Source organism: Paenibacillus hunanensis (genome assembly GCF_034055775.1).
In the GTDB taxonomy this organism is placed as follows: Bacteria; Bacillota; Bacilli; order Paenibacillales; family Paenibacillaceae; genus Saccharibacillus; species Saccharibacillus hunanensis.
This window is the reverse complement of sequence record NZ_CP139194.1, coordinates 1059663-1076681: the sequence shown is the minus strand read 5'-3', so window position 1 is coordinate 1076681 and position 17019 is coordinate 1059663. Positions and strand designations below refer to the sequence as shown.

At 47.3% G+C, this 17019-nt stretch carries 14 protein-coding genes and 1 riboswitch; of the genes, 3 read left to right on the top strand and 11 right to left on the bottom strand.

Going from position 1 to position 17019, the window contains the following annotated elements; genetic code table 11:
• Positions 1–439: 439 nt before the first annotated feature.
• From corA to SK066_RS04235, 4 genes are all read right to left on the bottom strand, one after another.
• Positions 440–1402 (bottom strand): magnesium/cobalt transporter CorA, encoded by a 963-nt coding sequence (gene corA, locus SK066_RS04250; protein WP_320543766.1) that lies wholly within the window; start codon positions 1400–1402, stop codon positions 440–442.
• A gap of 299 nt (positions 1403–1701) precedes the next feature.
• On the bottom strand, positions 1702–2703 hold the full coding sequence (locus tag SK066_RS04245; protein WP_188778661.1) for an inorganic phosphate transporter: 1002 nt from the start codon (positions 2701–2703) through the stop codon (positions 1702–1704).
• A gap of 241 nt (positions 2704–2944) precedes the next feature.
• On the bottom strand, positions 2945–3559 hold the full coding sequence (locus SK066_RS04240; RefSeq protein WP_188778608.1) for a DUF47 domain-containing protein: 615 nt from the start codon (positions 3557–3559) through the stop codon (positions 2945–2947).
• Between the two features lie 215 nt (positions 3560–3774).
• Positions 3775–5106 (bottom strand): DUF3048 domain-containing protein, encoded by a 1332-nt coding sequence (locus tag SK066_RS04235; RefSeq protein WP_320543765.1) that lies wholly within the window; start codon positions 5104–5106, stop codon positions 3775–3777.
• A 709-nt stretch (positions 5107–5815) separates the two neighbouring features.
• Between SK066_RS04235 and SK066_RS04230 the strand changes: the two genes are divergently transcribed.
• A complete protein-coding gene (locus tag SK066_RS04230; protein ID WP_188778657.1) occupies positions 5816–6346 on the top strand; it encodes a DoxX family protein in 531 nt (176 codons plus the stop codon).
• 226 nt (positions 6347–6572) lie between these two features.
• Here SK066_RS04230 and SK066_RS04225 read toward each other — a convergent pair whose 3' ends face one another.
• The 7 genes from SK066_RS04225 to SK066_RS04195 form a co-directional block, all read right to left on the bottom strand.
• On the bottom strand, positions 6573–7376 hold the full coding sequence (locus SK066_RS04225; RefSeq protein WP_320543764.1) for a hypothetical protein: 804 nt from the start codon (positions 7374–7376) through the stop codon (positions 6573–6575).
• Positions 7377–7485: 109 nt separating this feature from the next.
• Positions 7486–7902, bottom strand: coding sequence for a hypothetical protein (locus tag SK066_RS04220; RefSeq protein ID WP_320543763.1), 417 nt, complete (start codon positions 7900–7902; stop codon positions 7486–7488).
• 574 nt (positions 7903–8476) lie between these two features.
• On the bottom strand, positions 8477–9757 hold the full coding sequence (locus tag SK066_RS04215) for a helix-turn-helix domain-containing protein (RefSeq protein WP_320543762.1): 1281 nt from the start codon (positions 9755–9757) through the stop codon (positions 8477–8479).
• Between the two features lie 303 nt (positions 9758–10060).
• Positions 10061–10921: a thiamine phosphate synthase gene (thiE, locus tag SK066_RS04210; protein ID WP_320543761.1), complete on the bottom strand. Its 861-nt coding sequence runs from the start codon at positions 10919–10921 to the stop codon at positions 10061–10063.
• The gene (gene thiD, locus SK066_RS04205; protein ID WP_320543760.1) at positions 10918–11727 is read right to left on the bottom strand and encodes a bifunctional hydroxymethylpyrimidine kinase/phosphomethylpyrimidine kinase; all 810 of its coding nucleotides are present in this window, start codon (positions 11725–11727) and stop codon (positions 10918–10920) included. The genes thiE and thiD overlap by 4 nt, the downstream gene beginning before the upstream one ends.
• Before the next feature lie 57 nt (positions 11728–11784).
• The gene (thiM, locus tag SK066_RS04200) at positions 11785–12609 is read right to left on the bottom strand and encodes a hydroxyethylthiazole kinase (RefSeq protein ID WP_320543759.1); all 825 of its coding nucleotides are present in this window, start codon (positions 12607–12609) and stop codon (positions 11785–11787) included.
• Between the two features lie 156 nt (positions 12610–12765).
• Positions 12766–12868: riboswitch (TPP riboswitch) on the bottom strand.
• 265 nt (positions 12869–13133) lie between these two features.
• A complete protein-coding gene (locus SK066_RS04195) occupies positions 13134–13964 on the bottom strand; it encodes an alpha/beta hydrolase (protein ID WP_188778255.1) in 831 nt (276 codons plus the stop codon).
• A gap of 454 nt (positions 13965–14418) precedes the next feature.
• Between SK066_RS04195 and SK066_RS04190 the strand changes: the two genes are divergently transcribed.
• Together SK066_RS04190 and SK066_RS04185 are read left to right on the top strand one after the other, a co-directional pair.
• Positions 14419–15087, top strand: coding sequence for a DUF1129 family protein (locus SK066_RS04190; protein WP_320543758.1), 669 nt, complete (start codon positions 14419–14421; stop codon positions 15085–15087).
• A gap of 502 nt (positions 15088–15589) precedes the next feature.
• Positions 15590–16666 carry a nuclear transport factor 2 family protein gene (locus SK066_RS04185; RefSeq protein WP_320543757.1) on the top strand — a complete coding sequence of 359 codons (1077 nt, stop codon included), beginning with the start codon at positions 15590–15592 and terminating at the stop codon, positions 16664–16666.
• Positions 16667–17019 lie beyond the last annotated feature (353 nt).

Below are 17019 nucleotides of genomic sequence, written 5' to 3'. Positions count from 1 at the left end.
TTGACAAATGCATCGCCTAGTTGGTGTCTTCAAACTGTCAAACTTATCATTTTGTCTTCTCTATCGGTTAAAGAGATGCGCTCCTAGTGAATGAAGCCGCCCCAAGTCTTCACTAGAGTCAAACGAGCACAATATAAGACTGATACATTAAAGAGTTAAAGGTAGATAATAGAGTATGTGTACAAACTGGTATGAAGCAAGCCATACAGAACGAAGGGAAGGAAATAAGGGGAAAGGGCGACCTTTGAGCACGGGAATCTACATTCTCTCTCCATTCGTAGATTCCTGTGCGAGACCGGAGTCCGTCCCCTTATTCCTTCCCGGAGTGGTATCTATCCAACAACATAAGTCTGCGTGTACACCCTTCTGTTCAAAGCTTCTCCCCGCGATTACTTGCTTAATCCTCCAATGAGCAAAACCCAATGAATGTAAGCTCAAGTTACTTAAACCAACCACGCTTAGTAAATAAGAGCATCATACCCGCACCGAGCACGACCATTAGACCAAGTACCGCAAAATAGCCATATTTCCAATGCAATTCAGGCATATTTTCAAAGTTCATACCGTAGATGCCTGCGATCAGGGTGAGGGGCATGAAGACGGTGGTGATAACGGTTAGTGTTTTCATGATGCCATTCATGCGGTTGGAATTGAGTGAAATGTAGCTGTCACGCAGATCGGATGTCATTTCGCGATCGGACTCGATCATATCGGATAGCTTGAGCAGATGATCATAGATATCGCCAAAATAGGAATGATGCTCGTCGATCTGCTGGATATGCTGCGAATTGATGACGCGGTACATCAGGTCTCGCATCGGAATGATCGTCCGGCGCAGCTTGAGCAGACGTGAACGCAGGGCGAATACCTGATTGAGCAGCTCATCAACTGCTTCGTTGGGACCCAGCTTTTCCAATGTGTCCAGCTCATCCTCAATATCGAAGACACAGGGGAAGTATTCATCGACGATCTTATCGATGATCAGGTAAGCGGCTGCGATTGGGCCTCGCATCCAGACAGGGCGCTTGGTTGTGCGATAGCTGAGTACACGTTCCCATGCATTATCCACCTCACGCTGCTGCTGGGAATGGTAGGAGACCAGCAGGCGATCATTGACGAACAGATCGACCTCTTCGGCGTTCAGCGTGTCTCGCTTCACCGTATGTAATACGAGAAACTGGGTATCGCCATAGTAATCCATTTTGGGACGTTGCAATAGATGCATACAATCCTCGATCGCTAGAGGATGAAAATGAAAAAAGCTACTGAGCAGCTCGTCTTCCTTCGCCGTAGGCTGATTAAAATCGACCCAGCACCAGCTATATTGATCCGAATGGACAGCTTCCAGGGGTACATTTTCTACAATTTCATGTTCTACTGTGATGCCGAGTATACGTATCAACGGCTTCGCCCTCTTTTCCGTAAGATGTTGCTTGATGAATCTGTCGCGAGTATATCATACATGAACAAGCCGAATCGAATTCGGAGTAGGATAAAAAAGACATAAAAAACCGCCGTCATGCTGCAACGGCGGAAACGAGCTTATTGGAGTTCGGAGTGTAGGAGCGAGCTTATTTTAGTCGATGACTGTTAAGTTAAACAGAAATGAAAGAGCGGCTTTCGCTCCTTTCCGTTTCGATCCCACGGGTCATGTCGTACAGGCATGCTCATACGCTTACGTTTACTATGGATTGTTTAATCTTAGAACAGATCGAACAGTAATTTATAAATGATACCTGACAGCAATGCCGCAACTGGGATCGTAATTACCCATGCGATAACGATTCGTCCAGCCAGTCCCCATTTTACTTCGCGGAAACGTTTAGCTGCGCCGACACCGAGAATCGCCGAAGTGACAGCGTGCGTTGTACTTACAGGCAGGTGTGTCAGTGTTGCCGTAAAAATAACCGTTGCTGACGTTGCATCAGCTGCGAAGCCGTTAATCGGCTCGATTTTGAAAATTTTCGTACCCATCGTCTTGATGATCTTCCAGCCGCCGACCGATGTACCGAGTGCCATCGCAGTTGCAGCGGAGATTTTTACCCATAGCGGAACATCCAGATTATCCTGTACACCCGCAGCGACGAGTGCGAAGGTAATAATCCCCATCGCCTTTTGTGCATCGTTCGTACCGTGGGAGAACGACTGCAATGCCGCAGTCAGAATCTGCATCGTACGGAAGCCTTTGTTGACGCTATGCGGACTACGCTTCGCAAAAATCCATTTCAAAATATGCATGACGATAAAACCGACAACAAATGCAATCAATGGTGACAGCAACAGACCTTCGACGATTTTACCAAAGCCGCTCCAGTTCACAGAGCCAGAGCCTGCGCCGACAAGTACCGCACCTGCGAGTGCACCAATCAGTGCGTGCGAGGACGAGGACGGAATGCCGAACCACCAGGTTGCCAGGTTCCAAATAATAGCTGCAATCAATGTAGCGATAACGATCTCGATCCCGTTATCCAGCTTGGCTGGATCGGCAACGCTTCCCCCGATCGTCTTCGCAACACCAGTAAATGTGATCGCACCAACAAAGTTCATAATGGCTGCCATCAGAATTGCGGTACGCGGTGGCAAGGCTCGAGTCGATACGGATGTGGCAATCGCATTCGCTGTATCATGGAAACCATTGATAAAGTCAAATGCCAGCGCCAGAAATACGACGATACCGAGCACCAGTAATGAGGTTTCTACCATAATCATTCATCATCCGGTGATTCCTCCACTCCTGCAGGCCCGGATGACACTACCTCCTTAATATCGTGAGACTTTGCATGCTGCAAAATCATCAGCTTCTGTTAATGATAAATTAGGTACTATTGGCTAAACTGCAACAATCATTCGCATAGTTAGCGCATCGCAATCATCGAATGACGTTCTGACGGTAAAAGAAAAACGAACCAGCCTTGCACATGTCGGTTCGGTTTTCTATCCATAATCAGGAGTTGCTCATGATGATGGATTCTAGCATATTAGCTACGTCTTCGCAGGCATCCGTTGTGGATTCCAGACGTTCGTAGATTTCTTTACGTTTGATCAGCTCGATCGGGTCTTTCACAGTAGCGAACAGCTCTCTAATGCAGTCGCGCATCAGGTCGTCGCCTTGATTTTCCAGATCGTTCAGACGAATCGTGTGCTCACGGATCGCCAGCAGCTTTTTCTGGGATAGCAGGTGAATCGCTTTATGAATTTCAAAAGCACATTCGCGCAGGATCGAAGCAAATTTGATAATGTGCTTGTCCGGTGTGCTCAGGTGGTACATATCAAAACGAGAAGCACAAGCTTCCATACCATCCATTACATCATCCATTGTTGTGGTCAGATCCATAATATCATCGCGTTCCAGCGGTGTGATGAACGTTTTATTCAATTCAGTGATGATCGTATGCGTGTACGAATCACACTTATTTTCATAGTCTTTCATCGTTTTGGTGAATTGTGGAATATCTTGCAGGCTCGCAATTTGTTCAGCGAAGTAATCTGCGGCCTGTACGATCGTATCCGCCATATTCTCCAGCGTCTCAAAAAAGATATCCTTCTTTTTAATACGCATTTCTCTAACCCCTTTTCACAATTGTGCCGAATATTGTCGACAAAATGCATTTTAAACACAAATCTGGCGTTGATAACAACCCTTGTTATCTTATCAATCAGGGTACTAGTTTGTAAAGAATAGCTTATTAAATGATTCACATTTCTCACACAAAATTCATACAAACCCGGTCTCTATGCTACCTATTACACCAGAAAATGGTTTTCATACCCAAATTAGTCCCATTTTTCTCCGTCAATCGTCAGGTGATCGTTAAAGGAAGGTGCGTTCGGTACGATGTTATAGTAGGTCGTTCCGGCTACCAGCGGTACCTCCTTACCCTCACTATAAAAGCGGATTGCATCATCCTTGCTATGCTTCCATTCACCGCGAACCACCCTGCCCTGCTGGAACAATACTGCCTCGCCACCAGCATTCAGATTCAGACTGAGTCGTCCGATATCATCCAGCACGCGGTAGTTGCCTTCTAGCACGATCACATTGGCAGCGGTGAGCGGCTTCTTATTGTTCAGATCGATATGATCCTTCCCGTTTATCTGACGGGTGTATAGATCTGTCGTAGCATTGTAGATATAACCGACCTTGTAGCTTTGCAGTAAAAAACGAAGCTCGATCTTATTCGCCTTTTCCAATGATGTCTCTGATTCTGCTGGTTCTGAAGCGGACGAAGATGAGTTGCTCGATTCGGTTGCCGATGTAGAGGCATGATCAGTCGAAGTAGAAGCTGTCGTTGTTGCAGTCGTGTTAGCTGATGAAGTCTGTGAAGAAGCTTTATGTCCACTTATAGTTGCCGCTGCTTCTGTTGCATCCGTTGTCACAGTTCCGCTCGTTTCGCGGGTCGCTGGAGCATCTGCGCTTTCGCTATTAGAGCCTGTCGCCCGGTTATCTTCTGATGATGCAGCTAGAAAAGGAAAGGCAGGAATCGTAACCGTCTCCTCGTAGCCTTTTTTCGCAGCCGCTTCACGCAGCTTCGCCTCGTTCGTATATAGATTATGAGGAGCTTTACGGCTGGAATCGCGCCAGAATGGTGCGCTCGCATTCGTAATCTCATCCAGATGCTCTCGTCCGCCACCCTGTAGAATCGCATACGCATCTGTGCTACCACCTGCATGGACTAGGAGCGCATGCAAGGAATCTCCAATCCCAATCAAATAAGGACGAATGCTGCGCACAGGCCCGATCGTTACATCTCCATGATAGCTCTGATACACCGCGACCAGACGCGTAATTCCGCCTTCGGCTAGCACCTCATACACCATATCTGCCTGCGACAAACCAGATTGTGGACGAGCGGCAGGTGCATTGTTGATCATTACTGCAATTGGGCGTGAAATATCTGGCTGCTTCACTTCAAGTCCGGTCAATGGTGCCGTGTAAGCAGGCTGCTGCACTGTTTCCTTGGGTACATTTTCTGGCTGTGGCGTTGATTCGGGTACAGATACAGAAGGTGGAGCAGGTACAGCAGCTTCATCAGACTGACAAGCAGTAAGTGTAGTGGCGATCAGAATGGGCATACACCAGTGGAACTTTTTTGAGATCGACGACAAGTTGATGGATTCCTCCTTGAATAACAGAACTGAGATGCCTGTATTCGCTCCGCTCTCACCTATCCTTAGATGATATCAAGTCGCCCATACGATTCGTGTGGCACGGTCTATCCAGCGTAGCAAAGCCAGATGAACAACGCATGAATAGAGATCATGGACAGAATGGAGTGAATATGCATTTCAATTCTGAATCTAATGTGACATAACAAGCTTAAATGAATCTGTAACCGATAAGATTGAATTACGGTTGTATCTCATGTATAGACTGCATGTTATCGACAATAGAGATACGGCTTGGGCTACAATTGCTTCGCACTTCTACTATGGGCAGACTCGGCGCATCTATTTACTTTATATAGAGACTTGGTGTCATTTTCTATTATGTAAGTATCCATAGGTAGCTAGTAGTTATGGTATAAGTCGATAAGGCATCGTTTTGAAAATCGAACAAGCCAGAAGGATCGAACGTCATCTGGCCGATCATGCTACCTACAATAAGCCCATTATATACATAGCCGATCTACCAGCGGAACCATATTTAGCATATTTCTAGCAAGAATATGTAAAATATTACGCCTTCAAACGACTTAACATAAAAATATTAAAAAATAAGCATGATTGTGATTTTTATTACATATTAAATTTTAGTCATGTTTTAAACTAAAGTCATGAAAGAGATGATCATCACAAATAAATAAGGGGTGTATGAATCATGAACGCATGGCTCAGACAAAATAAAATTGCAATGTGGTTATTAACCGTTCTTCGTTTCTATGTGGGGTTCCAATGGATTCATGGGGGCTGGGGCAAGCTGACAGGGGGATTCGATGCTACAGGCTTCCTCACCAATGCCATCTCGCTCAGCACAGGTGAAAAGCCTGTCGTAAAAGCGGCCTGGGCAGGCTTCCTTGAACACTTTGCTCTTCCTAATGTAGGATTGTTCAATATTCTGGTTCCTGTTGGTGAGTTCCTTGTTGGTTTGGGCTTGATCCTTGGTACCTTTACTACCGTTGCTGCCCTGATGGGTATGGTAATGAACTTTGCCTTCCTGTTCTCGGGTACGATCAGCACGAACCCGTATCTGCTTCTAATGGAAATCTTCATCGTCGTTGCTGGTGCCAATGCTGGTCAAATTGGTCTGGATCGCTGGGTGCTGCCTTACTTGAGAGCCCATATTTTCAAACGTCAGGCTAAGCATGGCGGGGGTACACCGAGTGCACCTAAGCACAGTGCGGCATAAATAATATAGACGAGTTATAAAGTAATATTCATAGCCATAGCCATAGCCATAGCCATAGCCATAGCCAGCCTCATTCTAACGGAAGCTCCGTTCAGATCAGGCTGGCTATTTGTTGTATATATGATTTTAAGATAAATAATTTTACTTGTATTCCTAAGGTGATCGGTCAAAGCAGGGGGTATAGCACACAGCGAGCGGAAGTAGAACGATAGCTCATATCCCATACTCAGTCTGTCGTTCCACCAAACGCACGCTGGATATCCTGCTCACCTGTTTGCAGCATGAGAGCAACATCATTCGGATATTTGTCCGAATACATGACACGAATAATATGACCCTGCTGGATCTGAGGCAGGCTACTTTCAAACACATCTTTTTTCGTTTGGATCGTGCGCGTCTCTCCTGTTGCTGTGGTAACGCCCAAGGTCATTTGTAAAGGAAGCTTGCCTTGATGGCTGGTACCGAGTGGCACAACTTCTAGCACTTTGGCATAGAGTTGTTCGCCATGCTGAGCGATCTCCATCATTTCTGGAGCTACCCCCTGACGAATCATCTGCTCGTTCAGCAAGGATTGCACCTGCTCCTGCGATACTTGTCCATTGCGATCCAGTCCGACCTTGGATGGATGTTTAGCGGATACAAGCAATGGAATTACGCTACCTGGTTGGAATTGTGGGATTGCCGTTTGTGGGATAATCGCTTGAAAAGAGGCTGGATACGGTTGCTGTCCTTGACGCGTCACCATCACTTCAATATTCAACTGTGGCTGCTCGTTGACATAAGTGCCCGTTTGCTGAACTCGACGGATTAAGCCAACTGCTGCTTCACCAGATTTGATCGTACGTAAGCTGAATACGGTGCCTAGAAGAGATGGGAGAAACACCAGCGCGGCGCCAGTATACATCAGTGGTCTATACCAGGATGCATCGGTAATAGAAGTCACACCGTTGCCAGTATAATTAGCATATAACGGAAGGATCGCCACTGCCAGGATACATAGTATACCCGTTGTTGTAAGAAATTTAATCATTATGCATTCCTCATTTCATATAAATTTGCTTCGTGCTTCGTGCTTCGTGCTTCGTGCTTCGTGCTTCGTGCTTCGTGCTTCGTTGCAATGGTTAAGACTATGCCCCTACTCAGCCAAGTGGCCCCATATAAATAAATGAAGATGGATGCGCTGGATGGGTGCCCAGTCCGATCACATCGCCAGGGCGTGGGATTTGCATTTTCGGAACGAGCGTCTCCATTGTGTGCGAATAGCGAGAGCCGCTATTTTCGACTACATCCATCGTCAACAATACAATCGGGTCGAAATTAACCAGCTTGCCCGTATCCTTGACTGATACGATCGTTCCCATTGCTGTGATCGCTACACTTCCAGAAGCTGCGGCTTGCATCTGCTTGGCTGCTTCCAATCCGTCACTCATTTGCTGTCGTTGTTCCTTGGGAACCAGCCCCTTGATCAGCATACCGCTTAATCCTTTATTCAATGCAGCATCGGCTTGCTGTAATCGGTCAGTTGGCTCGGATTTCTTTTTGAAAAATTTCATCATTGGTGACACGCTCCTCTAAATTTGTATGGTACTTCGTTACAATATGAAATCGATCGTATACGGTAGGATCGATGAATCGGTGTTGCTTAGTTTTATTATAGAAACAGCGCTGGACAGCCACAATAGATTTGGACACATACAAAAAAGCAGGCAAAATGCCTGCTTGAGTGCGAGGAAATCGATCTTTTTTTATTATAAAAAGGGGCTTGCGGCAAATAAATCTGGAGATACATCCGCTTAAAGCTTTTAGGATTGGCTGTTTATTGTGCGTTTAGGCTCAAATAGGGAAAATTCTCTAAACAAAAATGTCAGATTGGGACGATTTTGCATTGGATTCAGATGCAATTGGAGGTTACGTATTCGCTAATTGATCGATGGTATGTAGCTATAATCGATTAATTGCAGCTACACTTGCACGAAATGATAATCTTTCACACCTTATACTTGTACTTGTATCTATCCTGATCTGAACTCACGTTCACCTTCACATTTACTTTTAATTCTACTTTTACTTCTCTTGTACCTTCGTTCCTAATCGCCAATGTATTTCCGACTCTCTTCCGTGTCCACGCAACTATGCGTGACGCAGCAAATACACCAGCTTGCGATAATACAGCGCCGCATCCTTATAACGTCGCTGCTCCTCTGCCACTGTGGCCAATCCTTCATACAGCACACCTATCCGATCCTGCTGACGAATCCCTTCAAAATAAGGCAAGCATTGCAGTGCCTGCTCGACAAACGAATCATGCTGCCCCGAAGATAGCGATAGCTGACTTTCATAAAAAAAGAGCGCCATCTGCTGATCGGTCGCCAGTGTGCAGACTCGTAGCTTGTCCAGCAACGGTATAAGCGCTCCCCAGTCTTTACGCGCCAGAGCCATTTCGCAATGATATACCAGTAATATCGGTTCCCATTGCTGCTGCGTCTCTTCTGGCTGCATCCGTATGATCTGCCGAAAGCGATCAAGCTCCTGCTGTGCCTGCTCCAGCTCACCGCTCCGCGTAAGCATAATGATGCGGTTATTCATAATCGCACTTAATGTATCGCTCTGATGCTGAGCGTGAACGAGATGCGCTTCAGCCATTGCCAGCGCGGTTAATGCCTCCTGCGTCCATTCCATCGAAAAGCAATAGCCGCTGTACAGCACATACAGACCGGAGAGCCGATGGAACAGGCGTTGCTCATAAATATGGGTGGTGATCTTTTCAAAAGACGACTTGGCTTGTTCAAATTGTCGAGTATGTACGTACGCTTCCAATCGAATCTGCTGCGCCGTCAGCCATGTCTCACTGCCTTGATCCAGCAAAGGCAGCCACAATTCCAGCTGATACAACACATCATAATACTGGCCCAGCGAACGAAAATGCTGGATTTTATAAAACAATAACGCTTTATGCAGAGGCACAGGCAATTGAAGCTGATCCGGTCGTCCAAAATGCTCCAGATAAAAGTTCAAATACGATTGATGCACATACTGATAAGCATCGGTATCGTTCAGCTGCTGGTAATAGGTCGCTTTCATCAGAGCAGTTGTTAATTCAACCGTCAGTGCAGGGTGACGATCCGGCAGCTCGTTCACCTGCTGCTCAGGAATCGACGATGCCTGTGCCGATAGCATGTCGAAAATACGCTCTGCTTCCTGCAATGTAGATGTATCCGTAAGATCAGTTTGAGCAATATAGTTCGTATCCACGCCGAGTCGCTGCGCCATCGCTTCCGCCAGATCCTCCGGCAGCGCGTAACGACCAGCAAGAATATTGGAAAAGTGAGCCTGCGTTACCAGCCCGTCGGTTAATTCTTTGCGGGATAATTGCTTTTTGTCGCACAAATATTGAATTCGTTCTTTTAGCATACCTATGACTCCTTTCGGCATTGCTCGTGTACATTCTCCTGTGTGGGTATGTTGTGTACTATGGATCAATCGGCTTCGATATCCCAATTGAGATCACCAGCTTCACGAGCTACAGATGACAATAATTTGCAAAGGGATATAGCACAGATTGATACAGGAGATTGGCAAGTCCAATTATAGGGAAATGTACATAGCAACTCAAATGAAGCGCTAATGAGTAACCATTTCAATTCCGAAAGGAGCCTGTACAAGTAAAGAGCAACCTTCAACCGAGTATTGTAAGGGTGCTTTTCAGAAGTGCAACTACAATCGCTGGGCAATTACTTTTTTTAAATGCTTTGCCGCCTCCGTAGGTGCAGCTGCCGCTGTAATAGCCGAGATGACTGCTACGCCGTCTGCACCATCTTGTATTACCGGGGCAGCATTATGCTCATGGATTCCCCCAATGCCCACCAGCGGAATCGTCAGACCCGAGCGGCGCACCTGTTGGATCACTTCGGTACCACGTACAGGCTCGGCATCGTCCTTGGAGCTTGTCGGGTAAATAGGCCCGATACCGAGATAATCCGCACCAGCGGCGATAGCACGGCTCGCTTCTTTGAGCGAATGGGCAGAGACACCGACAATTTTGTTAGGGCCAAGACGCTGGCGTATCCATTCTGCGGGCTGATCATTTTGTCCGACATGTACTCCGTCCGCATCCAACTCCAGCGCCAGCTCCAGATCATCATTAACGATAAAAGGAATCTGATACTTGCGGCAAATATCCTGCAAGCGACGTGCCAGCTCCACATACTCCTGACCGCGCAATGCTTGCTTCCCCTTTTCCCGATATTGAAATAGGGTAATGCCGCCAGCGATTGCCTGCTCCAGCACCTGCTCGGGGGCTTGGCGGCAATTCACACTGCCCATCACAAGATACAGCGGCATGCGCGCGCGAATCCAATCGATGCGCGCCGCTGTGTCAGTAGCAGGCAGTAGCGAACCTGTAGCTTTATGATCGTGAGCCGAATCGCCGCTAGCCAGATCGATGCGATCCGCCTGTGTTTTTGACTGTATATCTGACTGCACATCAGGACGGTCAGCATCAGTCGCACGCTGCTCATTGTCATGGGTGGATGAACGATAGCGATTAGCTCCATCGAAAAATAGGGACGAGTTCATCGCACAGCCCTCCTTTGTCGATATGCAAAATGATTCGTTGGCCCATGCACCGAGCCAATCCCAAGTCCGTCCTCAATCGCTGCATGCACGAATGCTTTGGCAGTTTGTACAGCTTGCAATAATCCGTTGCCTTTCGCCAGCTCAGCGGTCATCGCTGCCGAATAGGTACAGCCCGTCCCATGCGTGTGTGGCGTATCTACACGCGGATATTCTACATAATGAAACTGCTTGCCATCGAACAGCACATCCACAGCCTGTGGTGTAGATGTATCGTGCCCCCCTTTGATTACAGCGGCGCGTGCGCCCATTTGCACCAGCTGGCGTGCCGCTTGCTCGCGTTCCTTCAGCGTGTGGATCGTACTCCCTGTTAATAGCTCGGCTTCTGGCACATTAGGCGTAATGACTGCCGCTAGCGGTAGTAACTCTCGAATTAATACCTGGATCGCCTGCTGTTGTAGCAGCACAGAGCCACCTTTCGCTACCATAACGGGATCAATGACTAATGTGTTCCATTGATACTGCCGCACTGCGACAGCGACTTCATGAATAATATCTGCGCTGAACAGCATGCCTGTTTTGATCGCGGCAGGTTGAAGATCGTCGCCAATCGAATGTAGCTGGGTCACGACACCTTCTAGCTCGATCGGATAGACGCCCTGTACACCGGCCGTATTTTGTGCGGTAATTGCTGTAATGACCGACATGCCGTACACGCCCAGCTCCTGAAATGTTTTTAAATCGGCTTGAATCCCTGCTCCGCCGCCACTATCTGAACCGGCAATCGTTAATGCTTGTGGAATATGCATTCTTTTCTGCTCCTTTGCTATCGTGGATGGATTGGAGACGTTCCCCGGTATAGCCATTCAATGCTTCGTTTCATGTGCTGGATAGATATGACGCTGAATACGACAATGCTCGTTCACCTGCTCCGGTGTAATCGTGGATAAACGGTTCAAAAATGCAGTTTGAAAGCTACCTGTTCCCTGTCCACCCGCATCAACCGCGGCTAGTTCGGCGGCCAGTCCATAACATGCTACAGCCTCAGTAACTGCTTCCAGACGCCGCTCGGCACCCTGTACAACCGCAGCAAATGCAGCGACGACCGAGCTGAGTAGACAGCCCGTTCCAGTCACACGGGTCAGCAGTACATGACCATTCGTTACCGTGTTCAGCTGCGTGCCATCGGTAATGATATCCTGTTCGCCTGTGATGATAACGATACAGCCCAGCTTACGCGCCGCGCGCAGGGCAAGCTCCTTCCGATCACCCGCTCCGCCGCCAGCATCCACGCCCTTGATCTGCCAATTCTCGCCGATCACATGAGCAACTTCCGCTACATTGCCTCGTATGATATCGACCTTCACCTCAGCCACAATCTCCAGCGCCGTAGCGGTACGATACGCCGTTGCTCCCGCACCGACTGGATCGAAGACAACAGGCACTCCAGCACGATTCGCCGCCTGCCCTGCCAGCTTGATCGATTGCACGGTATACGGATCAAGTGTGCCGATATTCAGCATAACTGCTCCCGCCATCGCCGCCACATCTGCCACCTCTTCATGCGCATACGCCATAAAAGGGGATGCTCCCAGCGCCAGCAATCCATTCGCTGTAAAGTTCGTCACCACCACATTCGTAATATTGTGAACGAGTGGATTCCTATTCCGTACCTGTTGTAAAATGGACATTCCTTTCGCCTCCCGATGTCATTTCTAGCCTTGTATGATGCTTCGATGCACAACAAAAAACCCACCGATCTCCCAAAAGAGAAAGGTGGGTCGTATTCGTCCATTTATCTATAAAACAGCACTCATCATGATGAGTCTGCTCCATATGTTTGAATGAATAGTCGTCTTCCACTTCCCTCCGCTGGTATGATCCAGATCAGGTTCCAAGGGTCCGAATATCGCATTCGTCTCAGCCATCAAGGCTCCCCTAGTGAAATTGCTACCGTACAATGCCACTTGTAAGCTTATCCTGCATTGTCGGTTCAAGATGAGTATTTAATTTCAAGTTATATTACAGTATAACTCTGCACACAGCTGTATTGTATATAGATGGAATATACATGTAGCACAGATGTATGCATTACAGAGGCAACCACCAATCGATATCGATCGATGCTGCCGCCCTGTTTTCTTACCATACCACGGCTATCGCGCTTTGGCAAAGTCCTTGCTGCTGGATTGCCTCTGCGATTAATTTATAAATACTAGATCATCCAGTGCTGCCACTGCGTCTGTGCAGCCGAGCGCTCCGATAGCCATGTGCATGTATGCTCCAGCAGCTCGCGGCGATGCGGGCCTGACGAATACGTATGATCCGCCTGGAAAATAATTTCTTTATCACAGCGACCCTCGCTACGTGTCCATAGCTCCTTTTGATACAAAAAGGCATAGTCGACCGGAATCACATCATCGCCTGTTCCATGAATGACGAGCACATCGCCCTGAAAGCGGCGCACCTCCTGAAATGGCTGAAAATGACCAAGCGATTCGAAATACTCTGGCGCAAAGCCATATCCCAGATAATCAGCCTCGCCCTCCAATACCGCCTGATCATACGTTTCTCTACCGACAATTTTGACGATATCATTAAATGGATGACCAACCGGCGACCACAGCACCAGATGATTCACACGGCGATCACGTACCGCCGTCAAAATAGCCACCGCACCGCCCAGACTATGCCCCAGCAGCGTCACACGAGTCGGATCAATATCATTGCAGTTCATCACATAATCCAAAATCGTACGCGTCTGCTCGACCATCGATTCCAGTCCCTGTTGACCGTATTCGCCTGTGCTCTCTCCACAGCCTGCATAATCGAAGCGTACGACCATATAGCCTTCGTTAGCGAGCTTACGTGCACTTTTGACAAATAGGCGATCTGTACCGATCCGGTTGCCAACAAATCCATGACAGATGACAATCAGTGGAGTTCGACCCTTTCCTTTGCCTTCCGGCTTATGGTCTGCAACCGGATAATGTATGCTCGCAGCCAGATCAACCTCATGATGACGAATCGTAATATTGCGTTCCATAATGAACTCCTCCTTAAAAGGCATGATTTTTGTACAATGTATATCCTGTATTCCCGTGTTAAGCGATGCCGATGTGTTGCCAGCTATTCTGGGACTTTGCTCCTGCATGCTAACGATGTATGATGGAGCATAATAACGTATATAAACGACATGTCTATTTAAATTTAAATAATTCCGATAAGTTTAGTGAGTATTATAATAAACTTATAGTATCACTGCCTCCGAGCAATTGTCAATCTGATGAAAGTGTGTCAAAATAGGAATTTCCGATAGATGTGCAGTAGAGTCTATTTCTCGTGCTATTGTCCTGCTTACTCTGCCCGAGTTAGCTGGCTATCCAAGTGCAGCAGAGCTGGGTAATAAGCAAGTAGATATACTTTAATGACCGGATTACGAGTATGTTGCCTGGCACGTATGTCTTCATACCGACACCAATGCGAAAGGGGAAATGACGATGAGTACAGTACGTCATCTGGTACGGGATATTAATGTAATCCGTGACCAGCTTAATCAAGAAAATCTGAGCTATTATGACGATGTGATCGTGCATGTGCGCGATGCTCGTATCGAGCGTCAATCTGGCGAGGAGCTACTGCTGGAGATGGGGCAGCATCTGCTGGACGCTCAACAGCGCGGCCAGTCGGCTGAGCAATTATTTGCCAAGGATTCGGACTCGTATGCTGGACAGCTCATCGAGAATTTGCCAGAACGCAGACAGCTTAGCAAGCCGATGTATTATCTGATGATCGTCTGGGTGGCGCTCACCTGGGTGTTTTTATTGCAAGCGCTAGCAGGCTTTTTCAAAATTAGTATTAGCGGTACAGGTGTCGTAGGCGAGATTAGCCTGTCCACCCTGGTGCTTGTTGCTGTAGGAGCGATTGTACTCGTTGAACTCGTCATGCGTGTAGCCAATCAGCCTGTCGAGAAAAGCGATCTGGATCGTCCGCGAATGCAGATTAATATGCGGTCGGTGATTACGTATTTGATCATTCTGGTCGCTATTATTGTAGTGGGCAACTACTTACGTCGTATTATGCCTGTCGTCATCATCTCCCCGTGGATCAGTCTGGGGCTATGTGCGATTGGTATTCTGGGACAAAAATTCATCTTCATGCGCCGCTGAATCGATACCCCTGTGAGTGGATTCAAACGAAAACAGTCATTGACCGATGTGCTACATCTCTAGCCGCGGACGATGACTGTTTTTTGTTGGCGTTGGCGTTGGCGTTGGCGTTGGCGTTGGCGTTGGCGTTGGCGTTGTAGATGATACCTAATGCTGAACGAGTTCAACAGCATTTTTTACGTGCTCGCTTACCCTTTTCATCTTGCAACCTCTGCCCTGACCTAATCGTCTTTATAGATAAGAGCGCATAGTACATGACAACCACGGATTAGAGTTAGTCCGCGTTCCATGGTGACGATATGACAGCCTTGTCGCCACTTGATGACAGAGAACCACTTGACATTGATTGCCCAATCAGAAACGGGCTGACCGTCGCTATACGGTGTGCATTCACGATTGTACAATATGGTTATATAACCGAAAGAAGGTGAAGCTCCACTGCTAACAGGCAAACAATGAATGCCGCCGTATTTCAAACTATCGTATCCAAAGGAGCATGCTTATGATGAAAAAATACAGTCTTTTACTTGCAAGTCTGATGCTAATGACCGTTCTCTCTGCCTGCACAGGTAATTCCAGTCAACCTCCAGCTACAACCACACCGGACACCACGGAAAACTCAGGCAATACTGCACCGGGTGGCGAGACAACCACGCCAGCGCAAGGCACACCAACGGCTGAGGAAGCCAAAATTACTGCCAATAAACAGCTTGTACTCGGCCTATATAATGATGTTCTCAATGGACATCAGCTGGATAAAGTCAATCAATATGTAGCAGAAAACTATACCGAGCATAATCCGTACATGCAGAGTGGCAGAGAACAATTCTCTACGTTTTATGAAGATATTTTCAAGCGTTACCCGGATTATAAGGCGAATATCACAGGTATGATCGGACAGGGTGATCTGGTAGCTGTGTTTAGCAATGTTCCAGTTGACGCCACTCCTACCAAGCCATCTGATTCTACAAGTGCTGAAGCTAGCAGCGAAGCAAGTACCGATGCTGCCAGCACCACTACAACAAGTTCAACCAGCTCTAATGCGAAAACAGCACTCTACGTCGATATTTATCGTATTAGCGATAACCAGATTGCCGAGCACTGGAATGTACAGCAAAGTACAGATGATCCAGCAAAAGTATTCACACCAGACAAGCTGCCAACGCTGTCTGCCAAAGCCGAGCTGGCAGCTACAGATCGTGCAACCGTTGCTGCTAATGCAAGCTTTGTAGATAATTTCTTCAATACATTCTTTGTGCAGCATAATACGGATATTGCCAATGAAGCGGTTAATGAGAATGTGGAGCAATACGGTTCAGGTATTCAAAATGGACGTAGCGCGCTGGTGAGTCACTATTTGACCGAGTTCCGCGCCAATACGGACAGTAAGGCAACGCTGGTAAACACCATTGCTGAAGGCAATCTGGTGCTGGTACACAGTCATATGCAAAACAACACCAATGATCGTGGACAGGCGGTTATCCAGCTATTCCGAGTCGATAATGGGCAGATCGCTGCGATGTGGACATTGAGTCAGCCTGTACCAGAATCGTGGTATAAAGATACCGTGATGTTCTAATCGATTGGTAGCTCATCTGATCGTTGAATTACTCCATCACGGACTGAATAGATAGCGTATAGCTGTATAGCTACCCAGACAAGTATGAATTCAGAATGATACCGTGGTCTTGTCTACTCTGACTATAGCTGATCATTCTCTCGCCGAGTCCAATAGCGCTCTTCTCGGCAGATACGATCTTCAACGACACGATTGTAATCTATAAGGAAGATTACTCTATCCAAAAATAGCACACGAAAGTCAGCCTGCACTGCTAAACTCCCTTCCCATCGGTAGACTATACCGAATACGAATGGAGATGCAATTCATGCCTGTGCAGGCTGGCTTTTTGTATGTTCCGGTATCAGGAACAC